The 19,508-nt window shown below is 68.4% G+C and carries 20 protein-coding genes and 1 pseudogene; 9 read left to right on the top strand and 12 right to left on the bottom strand.

The window, feature by feature from the left end; translation table 11 throughout:
- Positions 1–45: 45 nt before the first annotated feature.
- A complete protein-coding gene (locus ACQUQR_RS07785) occupies positions 46–867 on the bottom strand; it encodes a pantoate kinase (protein WP_435195892.1) in 822 nt (273 codons plus the stop codon).
- A 109-nt stretch (positions 868–976) separates the two neighbouring features.
- Here ACQUQR_RS07785 and ACQUQR_RS07780 point away from each other — a divergent pair, with 109 nt between their 5' ends.
- Entirely contained in the window at positions 977–1,420 is a 444-nt protein-coding gene (locus ACQUQR_RS07780) for a PaaI family thioesterase (protein WP_435195891.1), read from the top strand.
- 1 nt (position 1,421) lies between these two features.
- Here ACQUQR_RS07780 and ACQUQR_RS07775 read toward each other — a convergent pair.
- From ACQUQR_RS07775 to ACQUQR_RS07765, 3 genes and pseudogenes are all read right to left on the bottom strand, one after another.
- A pseudogene (locus ACQUQR_RS07775) lies at positions 1,422–3,101 on the bottom strand (aldehyde ferredoxin oxidoreductase family protein).
- A gap of 60 nt (positions 3,102–3,161) precedes the next feature.
- The gene (locus ACQUQR_RS07770; protein WP_435195890.1) at positions 3,162–5,039 is read right to left on the bottom strand and encodes a cation:proton antiporter domain-containing protein; all 1,878 of its coding nucleotides are present in this window, start codon (positions 5,037–5,039) and stop codon (positions 3,162–3,164) included.
- A 130-nt stretch (positions 5,040–5,169) separates the two neighbouring features.
- The gene (locus ACQUQR_RS07765; RefSeq protein ID WP_435195889.1) at positions 5,170–6,084 is read right to left on the bottom strand and encodes an MBL fold metallo-hydrolase; all 915 of its coding nucleotides are present in this window, start codon (positions 6,082–6,084) and stop codon (positions 5,170–5,172) included.
- Between the two features lie 103 nt (positions 6,085–6,187).
- On the opposite strand from ACQUQR_RS07765, the gene serS reads away from it, so the two are divergent.
- Positions 6,188–7,567 carry a serine--tRNA ligase gene (gene serS, locus ACQUQR_RS07760; protein ID WP_435195888.1) on the top strand — a complete coding sequence of 460 codons (1,380 nt, stop codon included), beginning with the start codon at positions 6,188–6,190 and terminating at the stop codon, positions 7,565–7,567.
- Between the two features lie 5 nt (positions 7,568–7,572).
- Here serS and ACQUQR_RS07755 read toward each other — a convergent pair whose 3' ends face one another.
- The gene (locus ACQUQR_RS07755) at positions 7,573–9,396 is read right to left on the bottom strand and encodes an alkaline phosphatase PhoX (RefSeq protein ID WP_435195887.1); all 1,824 of its coding nucleotides are present in this window, start codon (positions 9,394–9,396) and stop codon (positions 7,573–7,575) included.
- A 155-nt stretch (positions 9,397–9,551) separates the two neighbouring features.
- Here ACQUQR_RS07755 and ACQUQR_RS07750 point away from each other — a divergent pair, with 155 nt between their 5' ends.
- Positions 9,552–10,052, top strand: coding sequence for a DUF367 family protein (locus tag ACQUQR_RS07750; RefSeq protein WP_435195886.1), 501 nt, complete (start codon positions 9,552–9,554; stop codon positions 10,050–10,052).
- Between the two features lie 7 nt (positions 10,053–10,059).
- On the opposite strand, the gene ACQUQR_RS07745 is transcribed toward ACQUQR_RS07750, so the two are convergent.
- Together ACQUQR_RS07745 and ACQUQR_RS07740 are read right to left on the bottom strand one after the other, a co-directional pair.
- A complete protein-coding gene (locus ACQUQR_RS07745) occupies positions 10,060–10,518 on the bottom strand; it encodes a luciferase family protein (RefSeq protein WP_435195885.1) in 459 nt (152 codons plus the stop codon).
- Positions 10,519–10,572: 54 nt separating this feature from the next.
- Positions 10,573–11,598, bottom strand: coding sequence for a hypothetical protein (locus ACQUQR_RS07740; RefSeq protein ID WP_435195884.1), 1,026 nt, complete (start codon positions 11,596–11,598; stop codon positions 10,573–10,575).
- Positions 11,599–11,686: 88 nt separating this feature from the next.
- On the opposite strand from ACQUQR_RS07740, the gene ACQUQR_RS07735 reads away from it, so the two are divergent.
- Positions 11,687–11,836 (top strand): 50S ribosomal protein L40e, encoded by a 150-nt coding sequence (locus tag ACQUQR_RS07735; protein ID WP_435195883.1) that lies wholly within the window; start codon positions 11,687–11,689, stop codon positions 11,834–11,836.
- Positions 11,837–11,885: 49 nt separating this feature from the next.
- Here the strand turns inward: ACQUQR_RS07735 and ACQUQR_RS07730 are convergent, their stop codons facing one another.
- Complete coding sequence (locus tag ACQUQR_RS07730) at positions 11,886–12,497, bottom strand: MBL fold metallo-hydrolase (protein ID WP_435195882.1); 612 nt, start codon at positions 12,495–12,497, stop codon at positions 11,886–11,888.
- Positions 12,498–12,657: 160 nt separating this feature from the next.
- On the opposite strand from ACQUQR_RS07730, the gene ACQUQR_RS07725 reads away from it, so the two are divergent.
- Genes ACQUQR_RS07725 through ACQUQR_RS07715 form a run of 3 tightly spaced genes read left to right on the top strand, consistent with a single transcriptional unit; the run spans position 12,658 to position 14,009 of the window.
- Positions 12,658–12,837: a DUF5786 family protein gene (locus ACQUQR_RS07725; RefSeq protein ID WP_435195881.1), complete on the top strand. Its 180-nt coding sequence runs from the start codon at positions 12,658–12,660 to the stop codon at positions 12,835–12,837.
- Positions 12,834–13,391, top strand: a complete 558-nt coding sequence (locus ACQUQR_RS07720; protein ID WP_435195880.1) for a DUF99 family protein — start codon at positions 12,834–12,836, stop codon at positions 13,389–13,391. Before ACQUQR_RS07725 ends, ACQUQR_RS07720 begins: the two co-directional genes overlap by 4 nt.
- A 21-nt stretch (positions 13,392–13,412) precedes the next feature.
- Positions 13,413–14,009, top strand: a complete 597-nt coding sequence (locus ACQUQR_RS07715) for a uracil-DNA glycosylase (RefSeq protein WP_435195879.1) — start codon at positions 13,413–13,415, stop codon at positions 14,007–14,009.
- Between the two features lies 1 nt (position 14,010).
- Here ACQUQR_RS07715 and ACQUQR_RS07710 read toward each other — a convergent pair whose 3' ends face one another.
- Genes ACQUQR_RS07710 through ACQUQR_RS07700 form a run of 3 tightly spaced genes read right to left on the bottom strand, consistent with a single transcriptional unit; the run spans position 14,011 to position 16,740 of the window.
- Entirely contained in the window at positions 14,011–15,015 is a 1,005-nt protein-coding gene (locus ACQUQR_RS07710; protein WP_435195878.1) for a PhnE/PtxC family ABC transporter permease, read from the bottom strand.
- The gene (locus tag ACQUQR_RS07705; protein WP_435195877.1) at positions 15,012–15,758 is read right to left on the bottom strand and encodes a phosphonate ABC transporter ATP-binding protein; all 747 of its coding nucleotides are present in this window, start codon (positions 15,756–15,758) and stop codon (positions 15,012–15,014) included. Before ACQUQR_RS07705 ends, ACQUQR_RS07710 begins: the two co-directional genes overlap by 4 nt.
- Positions 15,759–15,807: 49 nt before the next feature.
- Positions 15,808–16,740: a phosphate/phosphite/phosphonate ABC transporter substrate-binding protein gene (locus tag ACQUQR_RS07700; RefSeq protein ID WP_435195876.1), complete on the bottom strand. Its 933-nt coding sequence runs from the start codon at positions 16,738–16,740 to the stop codon at positions 15,808–15,810.
- A gap of 137 nt (positions 16,741–16,877) precedes the next feature.
- Between ACQUQR_RS07700 and hisH the strand changes: the two genes are divergently transcribed.
- Positions 16,878–17,522 (top strand): imidazole glycerol phosphate synthase subunit HisH, encoded by a 645-nt coding sequence (gene hisH, locus ACQUQR_RS07695; RefSeq protein ID WP_435195875.1) that lies wholly within the window; start codon positions 16,878–16,880, stop codon positions 17,520–17,522.
- A gap of 1 nt (position 17,523) precedes the next feature.
- Here the strand turns inward: hisH and ACQUQR_RS07690 are convergent, their stop codons facing one another.
- Positions 17,524–18,531 (bottom strand): lysylphosphatidylglycerol synthase transmembrane domain-containing protein, encoded by a 1,008-nt coding sequence (locus ACQUQR_RS07690; protein ID WP_435195874.1) that lies wholly within the window; start codon positions 18,529–18,531, stop codon positions 17,524–17,526.
- Between the two features lie 71 nt (positions 18,532–18,602).
- Between ACQUQR_RS07690 and thiL the strand changes: the two genes are divergently transcribed.
- Positions 18,603–19,478: a thiamine-phosphate kinase gene (gene thiL, locus ACQUQR_RS07685; protein WP_435195873.1), complete on the top strand. Its 876-nt coding sequence runs from the start codon at positions 18,603–18,605 to the stop codon at positions 19,476–19,478.
- Positions 19,479–19,508: the final 30 nt, after the last annotated feature.

Below are 19,508 nucleotides of genomic sequence, written 5' to 3'. Positions count from 1 at the left end.
CGTCCCTTCGTGCCGGGCGTGAAAAACCGTGTGTAGTCGATTCGGCTACCGAAGCCCCGCGCCGGGCGGGTGAATCGCACAGACGGCCGGGTCGTACCCCGCATCCGAGAGGTCGGTGCCGAGCGCGAACGCCGTCTCGCCGAGCATCGCCATCGAGGCCCGTCCCCCGGCGGCTTCGACCGTCTCCAGCACGTCGCGCAGTTCGTCGGTCAACAGGCCGGCCTCGCGCGCGAACGCGACGGACGCGGCCATGAACGTCTCGAGCGTGGGCGTCGCCCGCACCCGTGTGAGCGCGCGCTCGCCGGCGGCAGAGAGGATCGTCGTGTCCCCGGAGAGCACGTCCTCCGTCGAGAGCTGGCCGAGGGTGAGATACTCTACCCGAGTGCGGGCGGGCACCCCGTCCATCGCGCCGACACCGGGGGCACCGGGTTCGAGGCGAAGTGGGACCCCACCGCGGGCCTGCGCGACCACGTCGCCGAGCCCCGTGCCGGCTTCGACCTCCGCGCGGTGGGCCAGCCCGACGAGCGCGTTCTCGCTTCGCTCCGTGTCGAAGACGGCGTTCGCGGCGAGCGCGGTCCCGAGCGCCATCGCCCCGGAGACGCCGAAGCCCGACCCCAGCGGGAGGGGGGTCTCGGCCTCGACGCGGGCCTCGACACCGAGGTCCGCGAGCACGGTCTCCACGGCCTCGACGGCGATGGTCTCGCCGTTGAGGGTCGTCCCGCTCCCCCTCGAGACGTGGACGGTCACGCCGTCGGAGAGTGCGAGGCCGCCACCACGTGACCCCGCCTTCGCGGGGTCCTCGTGCGGGTGGGCGGAGAAGAAGCCCGTGACGTGGCCGGGGACGAACGCGCTCGCGCTGTCGGTCATCGTCGGTGTTCGGATGGGGGGTCGGTTAAGGATTGAGATTCACCACGAACTCCAGTGAACCCGCGCCCGGTTCTCCGAGAATTAAGTGCTCGGCTGCGCTGCTTCGGGTATGGAACTCAGCGACGTCTTCGAACAGATCCCGTTCGCGCGGCTCCTCGGGATGGACCTCCACGAGGCCGCGGACGGCCACGCTGAAGGCTCGCTCCCGCTCACGGCGGAGCTCTCCTCGAACCCGAACCGGATGGTCGCGCACGGTGGCGTCCCGTACGCCCTCGCGGACACCGTCGGTGGCGCGGCCGTCGTCTCCGCGGCGGGCACCGTCGCGCCCACCATCGACATGCGAATCGACTACCTCGCGCCCGCGACGGGCGAGGAACTCCACGCCGTCGCCGACGTGGTTCGGGTGGGCAACAGCGTCGCCACCGTCGATATCGAGGTGACAGACGGGTCGGGCACGGCCATCGCGACGGCCCGCGGCGTCTACAAGACCGGTGGCGGCGAGGGGGATACCCCGTGGCTCCACGAGGAGGACCGGGACCTGCTCGACGACTGAGTCAGTCGTCGGCGGGCGCGGGCGAACTCGGGTTCTTCGGGACCGTCCCGTCGTCGTTCCAGCCGCGCAGGGCGTAGTAGTTCGACAGTTCTTCGTCCATCCCCTCCAGCTCGTACGGCAGGGTGTCGTCGGTGCGGTCCATCCCGCGCTCGTTGTTGAAGTGGCGCTCCAGGTCGACGATGCGCGCGCCGGTCTCCTGGAGGGTCTCCCAGTCGGTATCGAACAGCCGGGCGTAGCGCTCGGGGGTCATGTTCGAGAACGCGAACTTACAGAGCACGCCCGAGTCGTGTATCGCATTCTTATTCTCCATCTCGATGAGCCGTTCGGACTTCCCCGCGACCCCCGCAGCGTCGAGCGCCTGCTCCGGCGGGACGAGCGGGTACTCGAGGTGGTACATCTCGGCGTACATGTGGTCCGCGCCCCGGTTGGAGACGGCGAACGAGAGCCCCTGGCCGTTGAGCTTCCGGCCGTCGTGGGCCGCGAACTCCATCCCCTTCACGCTCCAGTTCTCGACGCCGAGCTCGTCGTGAATCCGGTCGATGCCCTCGGCGAGCAGGTCGCCGTCACCCTCACGGCGGGCGATCTGCTCGATGAGCTCGTGGATCAACTCCACGTTCCCGAACGCGTCGTTGGCGGCGAGGTAGGCGGCGATGGTGTCGCCGCAGGAGATGGTGTCGAGGCCGTACTAGTCACACAGCTCGTTCGACTGCATGATGGCGACGAAGTCGTCCACGAGCTGGTTCGAGCCGAACGACATCACCGTCTCGTACTCCGGCCCCTCCGTCTCCAATCCCGATTCCTCGTCGCGGGTGGGGAGCTTGCAGGCGAACGCACACGACGAGCAGGTCCCCTTCTTGTACTTGTGGTCGATGACGGCACTCGAGCCGATCTGGTCCACCTTGTCGTACTGGAGCTCCTCGAAGTACTTCGTGGGGAGCGCGCCGACCGCGTTGGCGTAGTCGGAGACGGAGACCGTCCCGGCGTCCTTCATCGGGGAGCCGGACTCCGCGGCCTCCTTGTGGATCTCCCTCACGAGCTCCTCGTCCAGCGCGGCCTCCGGGGCGGAATCCCCGTCGAAGGTGAGGAACTTCACGTTCTTCGCGCCGAGGACGGCGCCCAGCCCCCCGCGGCCGAACGCGCGGGACTCCGAGGTCATGATGGAGGCGTAGCGGACCCGGTTCTCGCCCGCGGGGCCGACGACGGCGGTGTGGCCCGCGTCGAGGCCTCTCGTGGCCTCGATATGCTCGAGCACGTCGTCGACGATGGCCCCCTCCAGCTCGGGGACGGCCTCGAACTCGACGCCCTCGTCGGTGACGTGGAGGCCGACGAGCTCGTCGGATGTCCCCGTAATCTCGACGGCCGAGTAGCCCGTCGCCACGAACGGCCGCGAGACGAACCCGCCGGCGTTCGACGAGCAGAGGCCGTTCGTGAGCGGCGAGAGCGCCGTCGCGGAGAGCCGGCCCGTGAAGGACATCGAGGAGGTCTGCAGCGGCCCGGCGGCGAAGACGAGCCGGTTCTCGGGGCCGAACGGGTCCGCGTCGAACGGGACGCGGTCGTGGACCAGCTTCGAGCCGACGCCGCGCCCGCCGATGAACGCCGCGAGCACGTCGTCGATCTCCTCCTCGGCCGTCTCCCTGGCACCGAGGTCGATGGAACACAGCGGTCCGTCAGCGTGAATCATGTACGTCCGGTCCGACGCTCGTGTGATAAACTATCCGACCCGCCCCGGCGTCCCGGTGGTTCAGGCGTCGGGGTGACAGAACTCCATCGCCTCGCGGACAGCCTCGCGCGCGCCGATGAAGGTGACGCGGTCGCCCGCCTGGAGGGTAAAATCCGCGTCGGGGACGCGGTTGTCACCGTCGCGGGAGACGAGCGCGATGAGACAGCCCTCGGGGAGCATCGGCCCGATCTCACGCACCGTGCGGCCGACGAACTCCTCCGAGGTGAGCTCGACCTCCTGGACGTCACCGCTCTGGCCGATCTCGCCCATCCAGTTGGCGAGCGCGGGTCGTTCGATGACGTTGTCGATGGCCTGTGCGGTCGCGAGCGCCGAGGAGATGGTCCGCACCCCGAGGTCCTCGAACGCCTCGACGTTGGAGGGGTTGTTCGCGCGGGCGATGATGGTCTCAACGCCGAACTTCGAGTCGGCGAGCTGGGCGACGAGCAGGTTCGCGTCGTCGTCCCCGGTGGCGGCGACGACGATGCTGGCGTTCACCGCGCCGGCCGCCTTCAGGACCTCCGTGTCCGTCCCGTCACCGATGTGGACGGTGTGGCCGGCGTTCCGGCAGAGCTCCACCTGTGTCTCGTCGTTCTCGATGATGACGACGTTCTCTCCACGGTCTTCGAGGCGGTCGGCGAGCGCACGGCCCACCTGGCCGCCTCCGATTACGAGTACACGCATTGGTATGACATCGAGTGTTTCCGCGATCTTCCGGGCGAAGCCACCCTCCACGAGGACGGTCGAGAGGATGACGAGGAAGACGGTGCCGACGAGCAGGTTCGCGGCGGGTTCGAACCCCGCGGCCGCGAGCTCGACGGCGAACAGCGTCGCGACCGACGCGGGGATGATGCCGCGCGGCCCGACGAAGCTCATGAACAGCTTCTCCTCGGTGGAGAAGCGGTCACCGGCGGTCGAGACGAACACGAGGACCGGCCGGATGACTGCGGCGACGATGAGGACGAACGCCAGCCCCGGGATGCCGAGGCGGGCGAGATCCGAGAACTCCAGCAGCGCGGCGAGCGCGATGAACACGAACGAGAGGACGAGCAGGGTGATGTCCCCCTTGAACTCCGTGATATCCTCCTCGTAGGGGACGTCCATGTTCCCGAGGATGAGGCCGGCGACGGCGACCGCGGGGACCCCGGCTTCGGTGGCGATGAAGTCCGCGGCCCCGAACGCGACGAGCGCGCCCGCGAGCACGAGCAGTCGGGCGTTCTGCGGGGCGTTGCCGGGCGAGAGGTCGACGTACCGGAGGAGATACCAGACGACCCCGGCGACGACGGTGCCGACGACCATCCCGATGCCGATGCGCTCGGCGAACAGTCGCAGCCCCTCGACGGCGGTCACGTCGCCGATGAGGATGATCTCGAAGACGACGACGGCGAGGACGGCGGCGGTCACGTCGTTGACGATCCCCTCCGTCTCGAGGGCCGCTGCCACGCGGTCGCGGACGGGGACGACTTCGAGGATGGGTGCGATGACGGTGGGGCCGGTCGCCACGAGCAGCGCCGCGACGAGGAACGAGACGAGCCACGGGATGTCGATCTCGAAGACGGGGACGATGATGTATCGCGCCGCCACGGCGGTCCCGACGAGCGCGATGAGCGCGCCGACGGTCACCAGCCGCACGTTGTCGGCGGGTGCCTCCCGGAGCTTGTCGAGGTGGAGGTGGAACGCCCCCTCGAAGACGATGATGGCGACGGAGAGGCCGACGATGGCCGGCAGGGCGTCGCCGAACGACGACTGGGTGACGAGCCCCAGCCCCTCCGGCCCCATCGCGATACCGGCACCGATGAGGAAGATGATACTCGGCACCTCGAACCGGTCCGAGAGGATCTGTGCGCCGACGCCCAGGCCGATGATGGCCGCGACGAGCGGGATCAGCGTGCCTCCTGCCACGGACTCACCTCCATTGGGCGACGCTTCGGCGCCCCGACGTATAAATACCCACGATACGTCGGGCGATTATAACGAGTAGTTCGTCCTGGATATCGAGGTATTTCTGCCGATATCCCACCGTTCTCCCGTGTCACTCCTCTCTTTTTGAATGTGTGTCCAGATATCGCAACACCCCCCGGACGTTCATCGCCACTTCCGCGGCCGCCTTCTCGGGCCCCCAGAGCTCGTCGAGGTCGCTGCGCGCCTGTAACTCCTCGACGACGGCCTCGTCGTCGCCCAGTTCCTCGCGGACCGCGGCGACCTCCTCCACCCACGCGGTGAGCACCGTGGCGTACTCGGCCAGCCGACCCTCGGCGGGGGCGGGGCCGAAGTGGGTGTACGCGAGGGTGTCGGGGTCCAGCGCCCGGATCGTCTCGATGTCCGCGAGCGACTGCTCCAGCTCGAAGTCCGGGGGCGGGGAGGTCACGTCCACCCGGTCGGCCCGCCGGATGTAGATACCGACGGCGTCGGCGGCGTAGACGACGCTCCCCGCGGGGTCGTGGAACACGGCCTGGTGGGGGGCGTGGCCGGGGGCGTCGTACACGTCCAGCGTCCGGTCGCCGAGATCGATGGCGTCACCCCCGGCGATCTCGGTGAGCCGGGCTTCCGGGACGGGTTCGGGCTCGACGTAGTATTCGAACTGCGCGCCGACGGCGCGCTTGGTCCCCTCCCAGAGCCGTGCGGGGTCGATGAGGTGACGCGCCCCGACCTCGTGACAGAGCACTTCGGCGTTCGGGTAGTCGCGGGCGAGAAAGCCCGCGCCTCCGGCGTGGTCGAGGTGGACGTGCGTGGGGATGATGTACGCCAGCTCGTCGGGGGCGATGCCGATCTCGTCGAGCGCGGCCCGCGTCGCGTCGTAGTTCGCCCCGATGCCGGTGTCGACGACGGCGGGCTTCTCCGTATCGAGGATGTAGAGACAGCCGTACTCCGGGGTGTCGTACATCCCCGTATCCAGGTAGTAGCAGTCCGGCACCCCCTCGGCCTCGTACACGTCACCGATTGCCATATCCGGGGGTCGCAGTAGCGCGGCATGAAACTGGCGTTCGTGGGTGTGGCGCCGAACCAGGGCATCGACACGCCTTTCTTTTATCCCCGAAAACTCCCGGCAAATGCTATCGCGACAGTTCGTTCGGGAACACCCCGACGAGGTGCGTCGCGCCCTCGACACGAAGGGCGTCGACGTGGACCTCGACCGCGTGTTAGAGATCGACGAGGAGTGGCGTTCGCTGAAGTCGGAGGGTGACGACCTGCGTCACGAGCGCAACCAGGTCTCCTCGAAGATCGGTCGGCTGAAACAGGAGGGGAAGGAGGAGGAAGCACAGGCGGCCATCGAGAAGTCGGGCGAGCTCAAAGAGCGACTGGAGGAGGTCGAACAGCGCGCGGACGAACTCGAAGCCGAGCTGGAACAGGCGCTGCTCGAACTTCCCAACATTCCCCACCCGGACGCCCCGGTCGGCGACGACGAATCCGACAACGTCGAGGTCGCCCGCGAGGGGTTCGACGCCCTGCGCGAGTTGCCCGACGACGTGGTTCCGCACTACGACCTGGGTGAGGAGCTCGACATCCTCGATTTCGACCGCGGGGCGAAGGTCTCCGGCGGGGGGTTCTACTTCGCGAAGGGTGAGGGCGCACGGCTGGAACACGCGCTCGTGCAGTTCATGCTCGACGTGCACCGCGAGCAGGGGTACGTCGACGTGTTCCCGCCGCTGCCGGTGAACTCGCGGTCGATGGAGGGGACCGGCCAGTTCCCGAAGTTCGTCGAGGACGCCTACCGCATCGGGGGTGAAAATAACGAGGAGTACGACGACGACGACCTCTGGCTCCTCCCCACCGCGGAGGTGCCCGTCACGAACCTCCACCGCGACGAGATCCTCCTCGACGACGACCTTCCCCTCAAATACCAGGCCTACTCGCCGAACTTCCGGCGGGAGGCCGGCGAACACGGTACCGAAACGAGAGGTATCGTCCGCGTCCACCAGTTCAACAAGGTGGAGATGGTGAACTTCGTCCGGCCCGAGGAGTCCTACGAGCGGCTGGAGGGCCTCCGCGACGAGGCCGAGGAGGTCCTCCGCCGGCTGGAGCTCCCGTACCGCGTGCTGGAGATGTGCACCGGCGACATGGGATTCACCCAGGCGAAGAAGTACGACATCGAGGTGTGGGCGCCCGGCGACGACATGGAGACCGGGCCCGCGGAGGGCGGCCGCTGGCTGGAGGTCTCCTCCGTCTCGAACTTCGAGGCGTTCCAGGCGCGGCGCGCGGGCATCCGCTACCGGCCCGAGCGCCACGAGTCCGCGGAGTACCTCCACACGCTGAACGGCTCGGGGCTCGCGATTCCCCGCATCGTCGTCGCCATCCTCGAGTACTACCAGAACCCCGATGGAACCGTCGAGGTGCCCGAGGTCCTCCGGCCGTACATGGGCGGGCTCGAGACCATCGAGGGGCACGAGCCGGTCGGCGAGAGCGCCGTCGGCTCGGGAAAGAAGGAGTAGGACGCTCAGGCGTTGCCGGGGTCGAACACCCAGATCATGTTGTTCTCGTGGCCCGCGTTCCCGGTGTCTTCGCCGATGACGACCCGGCCGTCGTCCATGACGAGGAGGTTGTCGGGCTCGGCGATGGTGTTCTCGGGGTCGAGCGTCGCCTGTCCGGACATCGCCATCGAGGCCATCATGTTCATCGTGCCGCGGAACGGCGAGCGTTTCTCCTCCGACTCCGTGGCGGGGTTGAACGCACACGACTGACACGCTTTCGAGTTGGCGTTCGGATTCGCGTCGTACGGACAGCCGCCGCAGATGTTCGCCTCGGGGCCACCGGTGACGATCGGCTCCATCCGGGTCACGTTGTAGCCGGCCTCCAGCGGGAGGCGGAAGACGGCACCCCACTCGTCTCCCGCGACCTGGATGGCGCCCTCGTCGTCGCTCATCGTGGCGTTGGTGTTCGACATCGCCATGTAGAGGTAGTCCTCACCCGGCTGGGCGTTCCGGCGGATGTTGAGTCCCTCCATCTTGCGGAACTCAATCGTCGCGCCGACGGCCTCGGCCGCTTTTCTCGTCTCGAGGAACGCGACGCGGTCGTCGTCGGCGTTCCCGGCGGCCCACGCCTCGACTTCCGCGTCGGTGATGTAGGAGGTCTTCCCCTCGGTGTAGTCGGCCTGCGTGATGTCGTCGTACGCCGCGATCCACGACTCGATTTCACCCTCGCTTGCGTGGCCGAGTTCCACCCACTCCAGCGTGAAGGCGACCTTCTCGACGGGTGTGCCGTTCGCGCCCTGCTGGGTGGCCTTCGCGGCGTAGAGCGTCCCCGACGAGAGGTCACCCGCGGTGTCGGCGACGAACTTGTAGAACCCCTTGCCGGTGCCGTCGGAGGAGGTGTATGCCGTCTTCTCGTCGGGCATGACGACGGCGTTCTCGTGGGCCGACCGGCCGAGTGCGGTGCGCTTGACGGGGGTCGCGTCGCCCGTCGGGTCGACGATCTCGAGGATGTAGCCGTAGCGGTAGGGGTTCGGGAACGCCTCGGCGAAGATTCCCGCCTCGTTCCGCTCGTGACCGAGGTGGGTCGCGAGGTTCTCGACGCCGCCGCGGTACTTCCAGTTCGGGTCGTTCCATCGCTCGGTGTCGGTGTGAGCGTAGTTCTCCTCGGAGGAGAGGGGGGTGTTCCACGGGGTGACGGTGCCGAAGCAGTTCACCCACGTCCCCTCGACCTCCTCGAACTCGAGGTTCTCCGCGCCGACGACTTCGAGTCGCTCGCCGTCGCGTTCGAGGTGGAGTCGGCTCATCATCCCGGGCCGCGTCTCCCAGTTCGTAAACAGGTACCCCTCGTTCTCCGAGACGGGGATGTAGCCGTTGAAGTCGGGGTTGTTCCCGTCCGTAAGCGGCTCGCCGTCGGGTCCCGTGGGGATTCCAAGCGGCTCGCCGTCGTCGGTCTCCTCGCCGCCGTTTCTCAGCACGTTGTAGGTGCCGAACGCCGTGCGGACCATCTCGTTTGCCCACTCGGTTTCGGGGAGCTGGACGGACTCGAAGTCGCGGGGGAGCGACGAGAAGTCGAAGCCGCGGACGTAGCCGACCGCACCCTGCTGGTAGCCGGGCCACATGCTCTCCCCGTTCGGGTGCTGGACGTTGAAGAAGAACTGACCGTCGTCCGCGAGATACATGCCGGTGATCTCCGCACCGGGCACCGAGTGTGCGAACCGGTTGAGCGTCGCCCCCTCCTGCTCGATGCCGCGTCCCTCGGACTCCGCCGCGCTCACGCTCGGGACCTGTGTGGCGATCGCCGCGAGGAGTGTCGATTGTAGTACGTTGCGTCGGGTGAATCTCTCGGGCATCAGTTGTGCCTTCGGTGAGTCGACCTTCAATGTGTCGATTATTTTATATATTGGCGAACGTACCGAACATGCAAAAACGAGGTGACACGTTGTGGTGGGGAGTGCTATGTATCCCGGGCCGCGGCGCTTTTCTCCCCTCCCCTGGTACCTCCCGTGTGGACCTGCACGTCCGGTACGAGGGTGACGACGACCCGAAGAAGTGCTCCGCGCGGAAGCTGGCGCGGTTCGACCTCGCGGCGCTGCATCGCTCGGCCCGCGCCACGCCCGCGGGAATCGTCCTCGACCCCTACGCGGAGCAGGCGCTCTCGCCCGCCGACTCGGAGTGGAACCGCATCGTCGCGCTCGACTGCTCGTGGGAGACCGCGGAGAAGGAGGCGTTCAAGCTCTCCGGCGACCACCGGGCGCTCCCGTTCCTCGTCGCTGCGAACCCCGTGAACTACGGAACCCCGTTCCAGCTCAACACCGTGGAGGCGTTCGCCGCGGCCTGTTACATCCTCGGTGAACCCGAGCAGGCGGAGGAGATTCTCTCGAAGTTCCGGTGGGGCCACACCTTCCTCGAGTTGAACGCCGAGCCGCTCGAACGCTACGCGGACTGCGAGACCTCACAGGAGGTCGTGGCGGTCCAACAGGAGTATCTGGACGCCCGCGAGGCGTAGGCCCGTTTCAGGGCGCGCCCACCGGGAGCGACCGGAACGCCGCGAACACCGCTTTACAGTCGTCGCTGACCCCGAGTTCGTCGAGCTCCCTCTCCACGTCGATGTCGGCGAGCAGGTCCTCCCCGAACGGGTCCAGCACGCAACAGTGGTGGAGGTAGGCGAGCCGGAGCAGCTCGACCGCCTGCGAGACGTTCGCGGGGCTGTTCACGCGGTAGGTGGTCCACCCCGAGTCCGGATAGAGGTGGTGTGTCCCCGTCCGCCCCTCGTCGACGAGGGCGTCCCGGAGCCGGCGGGGGAAAGGGATGTCGAGGAAGCCGTTGTCGTGGAGGTGACCCACCTCGCGCTCCCTGAGGGTGAACTCGTAGCCGCCGAACCGGTGGGGGCGGGTGTGGACCTCGGGCCACTCCGTGACGGTCGCCATGACGTCCGCCACGTACGCTCGCTGGGGGAGTACTCCGTGGGTCATGCTATCGATAGGCGCTCGACGGGAATAAGTCGCCGGACGCCCGGGAGGATGCCCCTACTCGGCCGCGAACGACAGCCCGCGCCGGTCGGGTGCCGGTTCGAGGGGTGACCCCGGCAGGTCCGGGTCGAGCTCGGCGCTGTTGTAGCCACCGGGGGCCACGTCGTTCGGCGCGCCCGGGTAGAACAGCGAGGCGAGCGTCTGGATGTGCTCTCGGCCGACGCCGAGTTCGAACTGGCCCCCGCCGTACATCGTGATCCCCTCTCGCTCGCAGTACGCGATGGTGTCGAGGAGGGATTCCACGGTGCCGAACCGCGAGGGCTTGATGTTGATCCACGAGGGTGCGAACGGGAGCGCCTCGATGTCCTCGACGCCGTGGATGGGCACGTCCCACGCCACCCGCCCCTCGTGGCCGTCGAAGACCGGTCTCGTCTCCTCGGTGAGCTTCGGATCCTCGATGACCGCGTCGGGGAACGCCTCGACGACCCGCTCGTAGAACGCCGGGTCGGCCTCGGTGTCCACGTCGGTCCCCTCGTAGAGCCCTTTCAGATCGAGCGTCCGCACCCGCCCCATCCGGGCGAGTCGCGTGACGAGGGCGTCGTCCCACTCGGGGGTGGGGTCGAGTTTGAACGTCGCGTCGGGTGCCACCGCGAGGATCTCCTGAATCCGGTCGAACGACTCCACCCGGGTGGAGACGACGAACTCGACGGGGTCGTACGCGCGACCCAGCACGCTTCCGAGGTCGGTCTCCTGCTGACGGAGCGCCAGGTCCAGTCCGGCGCTCTCCAGGGCCCACCGCCGGTAGTCGAGAAAGCGGGCCTCGGAGGGGCGCGGCAGGTCGAGGTCGTCCAGCGCGGCCGAGTACTCGGCGAAGGTGTACTCCCCGGCGAGGGGGAGCGTGTCGGGGAGCGCCTCGTGGTCCGCGGCCTCGTAGGTCACGTCCTCGCCACGGCCCCGGCAGTCCTCACCGGTGAGCGTGACGATGGTCGACACGCGGGTGAAGCCGCTGGAGGTCGCGCGGCTCCGCTGGTCGAGGGCTACGTCGTCGATGGTGAGCGTCAGGTCGGCGAGGCGGTCGTTCATATCCCCTCCTCGCTCGGGGCGTACAAAGGCGCGTCGCCGGCTGAAACGACTCGGAAAGGTTTAACCGCGGGGTCCCAGTATTCGAGGTATGGCCAGTTTCGAGGAAGCGGAAGCGCGAACGCTCACGAAGATGATCTGCATGCGCTGTAACGCGCGGAACCCGAAGGGCGCGAACAACTGCCGCAAGTGCGGCTACGCGAAGATGCGCCCGAAGGCGAAGGAACGCCGCGCCGCATAACCCGGTCGCGCTTTCTCCCGGTTCCCGCTCCCCGCGAGCGACGGCTTCCTCACTCCTCCGGATACTTCGGCTCCCGCGTCTCCGCTCGCGCGAGCGCCCGCTCGACCACCTCGCGCACGTCGCCGTGGAAGGCGTCGCCGTGGCCCGCGTACAGCGACTCGACGGTCTCGGGAACTCCCTCCAGCAGGTCGCGCAGCGACTGGATCAGCCGCTCGCGCGACTGGCCGGGCATGTCCGTCCGGCCGAAGCTCCCGTCGTCGAACGCGCCGTCGTTGTAGACCACAACGTCGCCCGAAAACAGGGTGGTGAGCGAGACGAGCGAGACGTGGTCCGACGCGTGGCCGGGGGTGTACACCACGTCGAACGCCTCGTCGCCGATCTCGACGACGTCCCCCTCGTCGAGGGGGTGGGTCCGGCGTTCGTGCTCCCCATACGCGTAGACCGCGGGGTCGAACGCCTCGCAGACGGCGTCGAGTTCGGCCACGTGGTCGCCGTGCTGGTGGGTGAGGACGACGGCGTCGAGCTCGTCGACGTGTTCTCGGACGACGTCCGCCACGCCGGCCATGGCACCGGCATCGACGAGGACGGTTCGGTCCCCCTCGACGAGATAGGCGTTCGCCGTGAACGTCTCCGCATCGGCGGTGACGTTGGTCACGTTCATAGCCAGTCAACACGGCCCCCGTGCTTGAGGGTGACGGGTGTGGCAGGAATCCGCCCGTATCCGCCTGCCAGCCGCGTGGCGGACTCACCGTGCCGTACCTCTGTCCCCCCTCGGCGTCAGCATCAGGCTTTTCCCTCACGATTCGCTAGTTACGGATGAGATGGGCTTCGGGAGCTACGACGAATCCGAACAGGAGAACCAGCAGATGGACAGCGACCTCGACGATAGCGAGGCCGTCAACACTGCCGAACACGAACACGAGGGGAAGGTGAACTTCGAGTTCGACGATACGGACAGCGACGACCTGCTGGACCAGCTGAAGGAGATCAAAGGCGAGTGAAAGCCGGCGTCCGCGCCCTGGGCGTGGCGGAGTCCTTCCGTGAGGGGACCTCCACGCTCGCGGGCGCGGTCGTCCGTGCGGATCGGGCCGTCGACGACCTCGCGTTCACCACGTGTACCGTCGGCGGCCTCGACGCGACATCCGCGGTCGAGCGGCTGTGGACGGCGCTCGACCGCCCCGACGTTCGCTACCTCTTCCTTTCGGGTATCGCTCCCGCGTGGTACAACCTCTACGACCTGCACCGGCTCCACGACGCCACGGAGCGACCGGTGCTCAGCGTCTCCTTCGAGGCCTCGCCGGGGCTCGGGGACGCGCTCGAAACCGAGTTCTCGGGCGACGCGCTCGATGCGCGACGCGCGGTCTACGACGCCCTCCCGGACCGCCACCCCGTCGACGTGAACGGCGAGACGGTGTGGGTCCGGGCCGTCGGCTGTTCACCCGAGCGAGTCACCGACCTGCTTCGGGGGTTCACCCCCGAGGGTGGCCGGCCCGAACCCCTCCGCGTGGCCCGGTTGGCGGCCCGCGCGGGTGAGACCTTCCGAAGGGATTTGTAGCTCCCCCGTTCTCTCTCGGCCATGGAGAACATGGACGGGCTCTGCGTCACCGAGTGCGAGCGGTGTCCCGCCCTCGTGGAGTCGCGGTCCCGCATCGTGAACGGGGTCGGCCCCGACGACGCGGACCTGCTGTTCGTCGGTGAGGGCCCGGGCGCGAACGAGGACGAGCAGGGCGAGCCGTTCGTCGGCCGCTCCGGGTCGGTGCTGGACGAGGCCCTGCGGGAGGCGGGGCTCGCCCGCGCGGACGTGCGAATCACGAACTGCGTACGCTGTCGCCCCCCGGAGAACCGCGACCCCAGCAAAGAGGAGCTCGCGAACTGCCGGGGGTATCTGGAACACGAGATCGACCTGGTCGACCCCGAACTCGTCGTCACGCTCGGGAAGGTCCCCTCCCAGCACCTGCTCGACCGGTCGGTGGCGGTGACGACGGAAGCGGGGTCGGTCCACGACGCCCGCCTGGGCGAGCGGTCGCGACGGGTGATGGTGAGCGTCCACCCCGCGGCGACCCTCTACGACAGAAGCCAGCGCGAGACGTTCGTCGACGCCATCCGAGAGGCCGCGGAGCTGTCGGGCGCGGGCGACGGGAAAAGCGGGCAGTCGCGGTTGGGCGACTACTGAGCTACTGATTCTTCGACGAGCCGAGCCACTTGCCGCCGTCACCGAGGCTCATCAGCACGTCGACGATGCTCTTCCCCTCGTGTTCGCCGGGGCGCAGGCGGGCGCGCAGCCGCGAGGAGACGAGCTCGACGGTGAGCACGATGACGATGATGACGAGGATACCGGCAGCGGCCTGACTGAACCGCAGGAGGCCGATTCGGCCGCTCACGTACTGGCCGATCCCGCCGGCGCCGACGACACCGAGCGAGACGGCGATGCGGACGTTGATCTCGAGGATGTAGAGCGTCCACGCGACGAACGAGGAGGAGACCTGACTCAGCATCCCGAAGACGACGGTCTGTGAGGAGGAGGCCCCCGTCGAGGAGATGGCCTCGATGGGGCCGTCGACGACCTCCTCCAGCTCGTCGGTGAAGAGCCGCCCCAGATTGCCGATGGTGTCGGTCGCCACCGCGAGCAGCGCGCCCACGGGAGAGATACCGACGAGCGGGACGTAGATGAGCACCCAGACGAGCGCCGGGATGGCGCGGATGGTGCTCATCGTGCCGCGGAAGATGAAGTTGAACGGGAACGGCGTGACGCGCTCGGAGCCGAGCACCCCGAAGAGGAGCGCGAGCGGGAAGCCGAGAACCGTCCCACAGAAGCCGATGAGGATGGTGGCGACGCTCCCGCCGACGATGGTGAGCCCCTCGTCACGGTTCAGGATGGAGTCGATGAACGACCCGGGGTTGAGGACGCTCTGGATCAGGGCGTTCCAGCCGTGGAGGCCGTTGTCGGTGGCGTAGAGGGTGAAGAAGTGGAAGTCGGGGGTGAGGAAGGCGACGAGGGAGTTCGCGAACGTCGGGAGCTGTCGGACGATGTCCGCGAGCGTGAAGCCGAGATACGTCATCCCGGCGCCCGTCGCCGCGAGGATGGCGACGACGCCGAGGACGGTGAGTATCCGGCGGATGGACTGTGCGCGCTCGATCTCCGAGAGCGCGTCGCGGAGGCGTTCGTCGGCGTTGCTCATGCGAGCACCCCGCCGAGTTCCTCCTCCGCGTCGTCGTAGTAGATGTCGTCGACGATGTCCATGGTGAGGTCGTCACGCGTCCCGTCGAAGACGACGCGGCCGTCACGCAGGCCGATGTAGCGCTCGCCGAACTCGCGGGCGAGGCTCACCTGGTGGAGGCTGGCGATGGTCGTCAGGTCGCGTTCGGCGGCGGCGCTTTTCATGTAGCGCATCACCTCCTCGGCGGCCTTCGGGTCGAGGCTGGCGACGGGTTCGTCGGCGAGCAGCAGCGCGGGGTTCTGGACGAGTGCCCGGGCGATGCCGACCCGTTGTTGCTGGCCGCCGGACATCGACCCGGCGCGCTGGCGGGCCTCGTTCAGGAGGCCGACGGTGTCGAGCGCCTCGAGGGCGGCGAGCTTGTCCGACTCGTCGTAGCTCGTGGTGACGCTCTCGAGGAACCCCGTCCGTGAGAGCGCGCCCGTGAGCGCGTTCCGGTAGGCGCTCATCGTCTCGACGAGGTAGTGCATCTGGAACACCATCCCGATGTCGCTCCGCTTGCCGGTGACCTGCTCGTCACCGATGTAGATGCTCCCCTCCGTGGGGGTGGCGAGCCCGTTCAGGAGTCGGAGGAGGGTCGACTTCCCCGCGCCGGACGGCCCGAGCAGGACGACGAACTCCCCTTCCGGAATCGTGAAGGAGACGTCATCCAGGGCGACGGTGTCGCCGTAGTGTTTGGACAGGTCCTCCACTGAGATACGCGGCATTGGTTGGATGTTGAATAGGAGTGATTTGAAAGGAGCGATTCGTCCGGTGTCAGCCCTGGTTGAGCAGGTCCGTGCTCAGCCCGAGCTCGTTCGCCACGTCGATGACCGGCTGGTAGGTCTCCAGGTCCGCGGGGCGGACGTCGCTGAACCAGAGGTCGTCGTCGGTGCCGTCCTCGCCGTCGGCGCCCACGTACGCGCTGTCGGGGGCGTTCTTCAGGGCGTTGACGATGGTCGTCTTCTCCTCCTCGGAGAGGTCGGGGCTGACGACCATCGGGGCACGCGGGATCCCCTCGTAGGTCTTCACGTACTCGAAGCCCTCCTTGAGGCCGTCGTCACCCTGCGTGATGAACTGGCCGACGCCGGCGGCGTCGACCTGCCCGTTCTCCAGCGCGGAGAACGCCTCGGCGTGGCCGGCCCACGTCGCCTCGAAGTCCGCGCCGTTGTCGCTGACGGGGGCCTCGCCGATGGAGAGCCCGGCCTTCTTCAGCATGTACAGCGGGTAGAGCGACCCGGAGGCGCTCGTCATGTCGGCGAAGGCGATGGAGCCACCCTTCAGGTCGGTGAGCGTGTTGATGTCGCTGTCCGTGCGGGTGACGATGACGCTCGTGTAGTCCCACGAGCCGTAGGCGTACCGCTGGAGGGCGATGTCCGCCTTGTCGTCCTTGACGCCGAGGGCGGCCGCGAACGGGCCGGTCTCGGCGACGTCCGCCGTCCCGCTGCCGAGGCCCTGGAGGACGGCCGTGTAGTCGGCGGCGTACTGGAGCTCGACGGAGGCGTCGGCGATCTCGGACTCCAGGTAGTCACCGTAGGGCTTGTACTGCTTCATCATGTAGTCCTGCGGCTCGGAGGGGGACATCATGAACTGGACCGTCCCGTCGCCGTAGGGCTGGGACCCGAAGTTACCGATGCAGCCACTGAGTCCCGAGAGACCGACCGTTCCCGCGAGACCCGCTGCTTTGAGGAAGGAGCGCCGTTTCGTCATGGTTCGGCGGAAATTCGCCAGCCCGCTGAAAAGGTTTACTATTGTGAATATATAGCCGGCTGATGTGTGGTTCCTCCACGTGATCGAGTGAGACACACAACGGAAAGCGCCTTGTCGCCCCGTTCGCAAGTGGAGGTATGCACACGCAAGTCGCGGCCGAGGTGGTCCTCGTCGACTACGGGCTGGGGAACCTCCGGTCGGCCACCCGCGGTCTCGAGCGCGCGGGCGCGCAGGTGACGATCTCCGACGATCCGGCCGACTTCGACGCCGCGGACGGCATCGTCCTCCCCGGCGTCGGCGCCTTCTCCGAGGGGATGGAGAACGCCGAGCCGATCCGCGAGGCGCTCGTCGACGCCGCGAACGACGGGAAACCCCTCTTTGGAATCTGCCTCGGGATGCAGATGCTCCTCACCTCCTCGGAGGAGGCCGAACGCGCCGGCCAGGGCGACGTGGAGGGGCTGGACCTCATCCCCGGGACGAACGTCCGGTTCGCCGAGGGGCAGAAAGTCCCCCACATGGGCTGGAACGAGCTCCACGTCCAGCGCGACCACCCGGTGGTCGCGGGCATCGACGGTGACTACGCCTACTTCGTCCACTCCTACTACGCGAAACCCGACGACGAGCACGCGGTCGTCGCCACAACGGACTACGGGGTCGAGTTCCCCGCCATCGTCGCCAACGAGGCCGGCAACGTGTTCGGGACGCAGTTCCACCCGGAGAAGTCGGGTGAGACGGGGCTCAGAATCCTCCAGAACTTCGTCGACTACTGCGCCGACTCCTGAGCTAGCTCGCGCCGAGCGCCGCGGCGGCCCCACCCCCGATGAGCGTCGGGAGCCAGTAGGTCGCCGTCCGGTGGATGATGACCGCGGCGGCCGCGGCGGCCGCCCCGACCCCGAGCGCGACGAGCAGGGCGATGAGGACGGCTTCCACGCCCCCGAGCCCGCCCGGCAGCGGGGTGATACCGGCGATGGCTCCCACCGGAACCACGACGATGACGACGGTGAACGGGACCGTCGCTCCGAGCGAGAACAGCGAGAGCCACAGCGACCCGGCGAGACAGAGCCAGCCGAGCGTGGAGAAGCCGAGCGCGAGCGCCACGCGCCGTCTGTCGCCGGAGACGCGCTCGACCGCGTGGAAGAAGCCCTCGACGCGCCCCTTGATGACCGACTTCTTCGGCGGGCTCCGTCGGGGGAGCACCTTCCCGAGACTCCTGACGAGCGGCGTCACCGCGTCGATCGCCCGGCGTTCGACCGCGTAGCGGTGTTTCCAGCCGACGTAGCCCGCGACGGGGACGGCGACGGCCAGCACGACGATGGCGGCGGTGGCGAACTGGAGCCGGCGCCCGAACGCGACGGTGGTGGAGATGTAGCCGATGCCGACGGTCGCGAGCGCGATGGAGGGGATGAAGTTGAGCGAATCCACGGAGGCGATGGCGGCGAGTGAGGCCTCGTACTCCGTCTCTGCGGCCCGGGAGATGAGCAGCGCCGAGACGGGCTCACCGCCGGCCTGCCCGAACGGGGTGACGTTGTTGGCGAACGTCGCGGCCGCGAAGACGAGGACGGCCAGCGGGGGGGAGATCGTCGACCCGAGCCCCGACAGCACCGTCCGGAGCGAGAGCCCCCAGGCGGTGAGCCAGCAGAGCGCGACGGCGACGATACCGGGGACGACGTCGAGGTCGGCCCCGGCGAGCGCATCGGTGACGCGCCCGATGCCGACGAGCGCCAGCAGTCCCGCGAGCACCACGAGGGCACCCGCGAAGCCGGCGACGGTCGTCCGCAAGTCGATGTCCATGTCTCGTTCGAGTCCCGGCTGGCGCATCAAGCCACCGGTGGGCTTTTCCTGCGCCCCCACCCGGTTTGGGCATGGACGAACGGGCGGCGCTCGCGCTCGTCGGCGCGGACCTCCCCGCGGCCGGCGACGACTGTGCGGTGGTCGACGAGCTCGTGGTCACCACGGACATGCTCCACGAGACGACGGACTTCCCGACGGGCACCACCCGATACACCGCGGGCTGGCGGGCCGTCGGCGCCTCGCTCTCGGACGTGGCCGCGATGGGGGCCGAAGCGACGTGCGCCGTCGCCGTCTACGGTGCCCCCACCTTCGAACAGGAGGAACTCACCGCGTTCATCGACGGGGCGAAGGACGTCTGTGCCCTCGTCGACGCCGAGTACGTCGGCGGGGACCTGGACCACCACGCGGAGTTCACGACGGCGACCACCGCCGTCGGCAGAAGCGCCGCCCCGGTCCTGCGCTCGGGTGCCCGCGAGGGCGACGCCGTCTGCGTGACGGGCACGCTCGGGCGTTCCGGGGCCGCCCTCGCACTCTTCCCCGACGACGCGGAGCGGGCGAACGCCCTCTTCCGGTTCGAACCCCGGGTGGCCGCCGGCCGGGCGCTTTCCGACTCGGCCACGGCGATGATGGACTCGAGTGATGGGCTCGCGCGCTCGCTCCACCAGCTGGCGGAGGCCTCGGAGTGCGGGTTCGCGGTCGAGTCCGACCCCCTCCCGGTCGACGCGACGGTGGAGGCGGTCGCCGAGAGCGCGGCGGAACGCCGGGAGCTCGCGGTCCACTTCGGCGAGGACTTCGAGCTGGTGTTCACGGTGCCCGAAGCGGAGCTGGCGGCGGCTCGCGAGGCCTGTCCCACCCCCTTCACCCGCATCGGGACGGTCTCGGAGTCGGGCGTGACGATGGACGGGGAGCCGCTCCCCGACCGTGGCTACACGCACGCAGGCGGCTGATTTTGGGCGCTTAATCGGTCATTAACGGCG

Origin of the sequence: Natronomonas sp. EA1, from assembly GCF_051195035.1 — an archaeon.
Lineage (GTDB): Archaea > Halobacteriota > Halobacteria > Halobacteriales > Haloarculaceae > JBNTJV01.
Note: the sequence above shows the minus strand (reverse complement) of the source record. Positions and strands in the feature narration are given on the sequence as shown.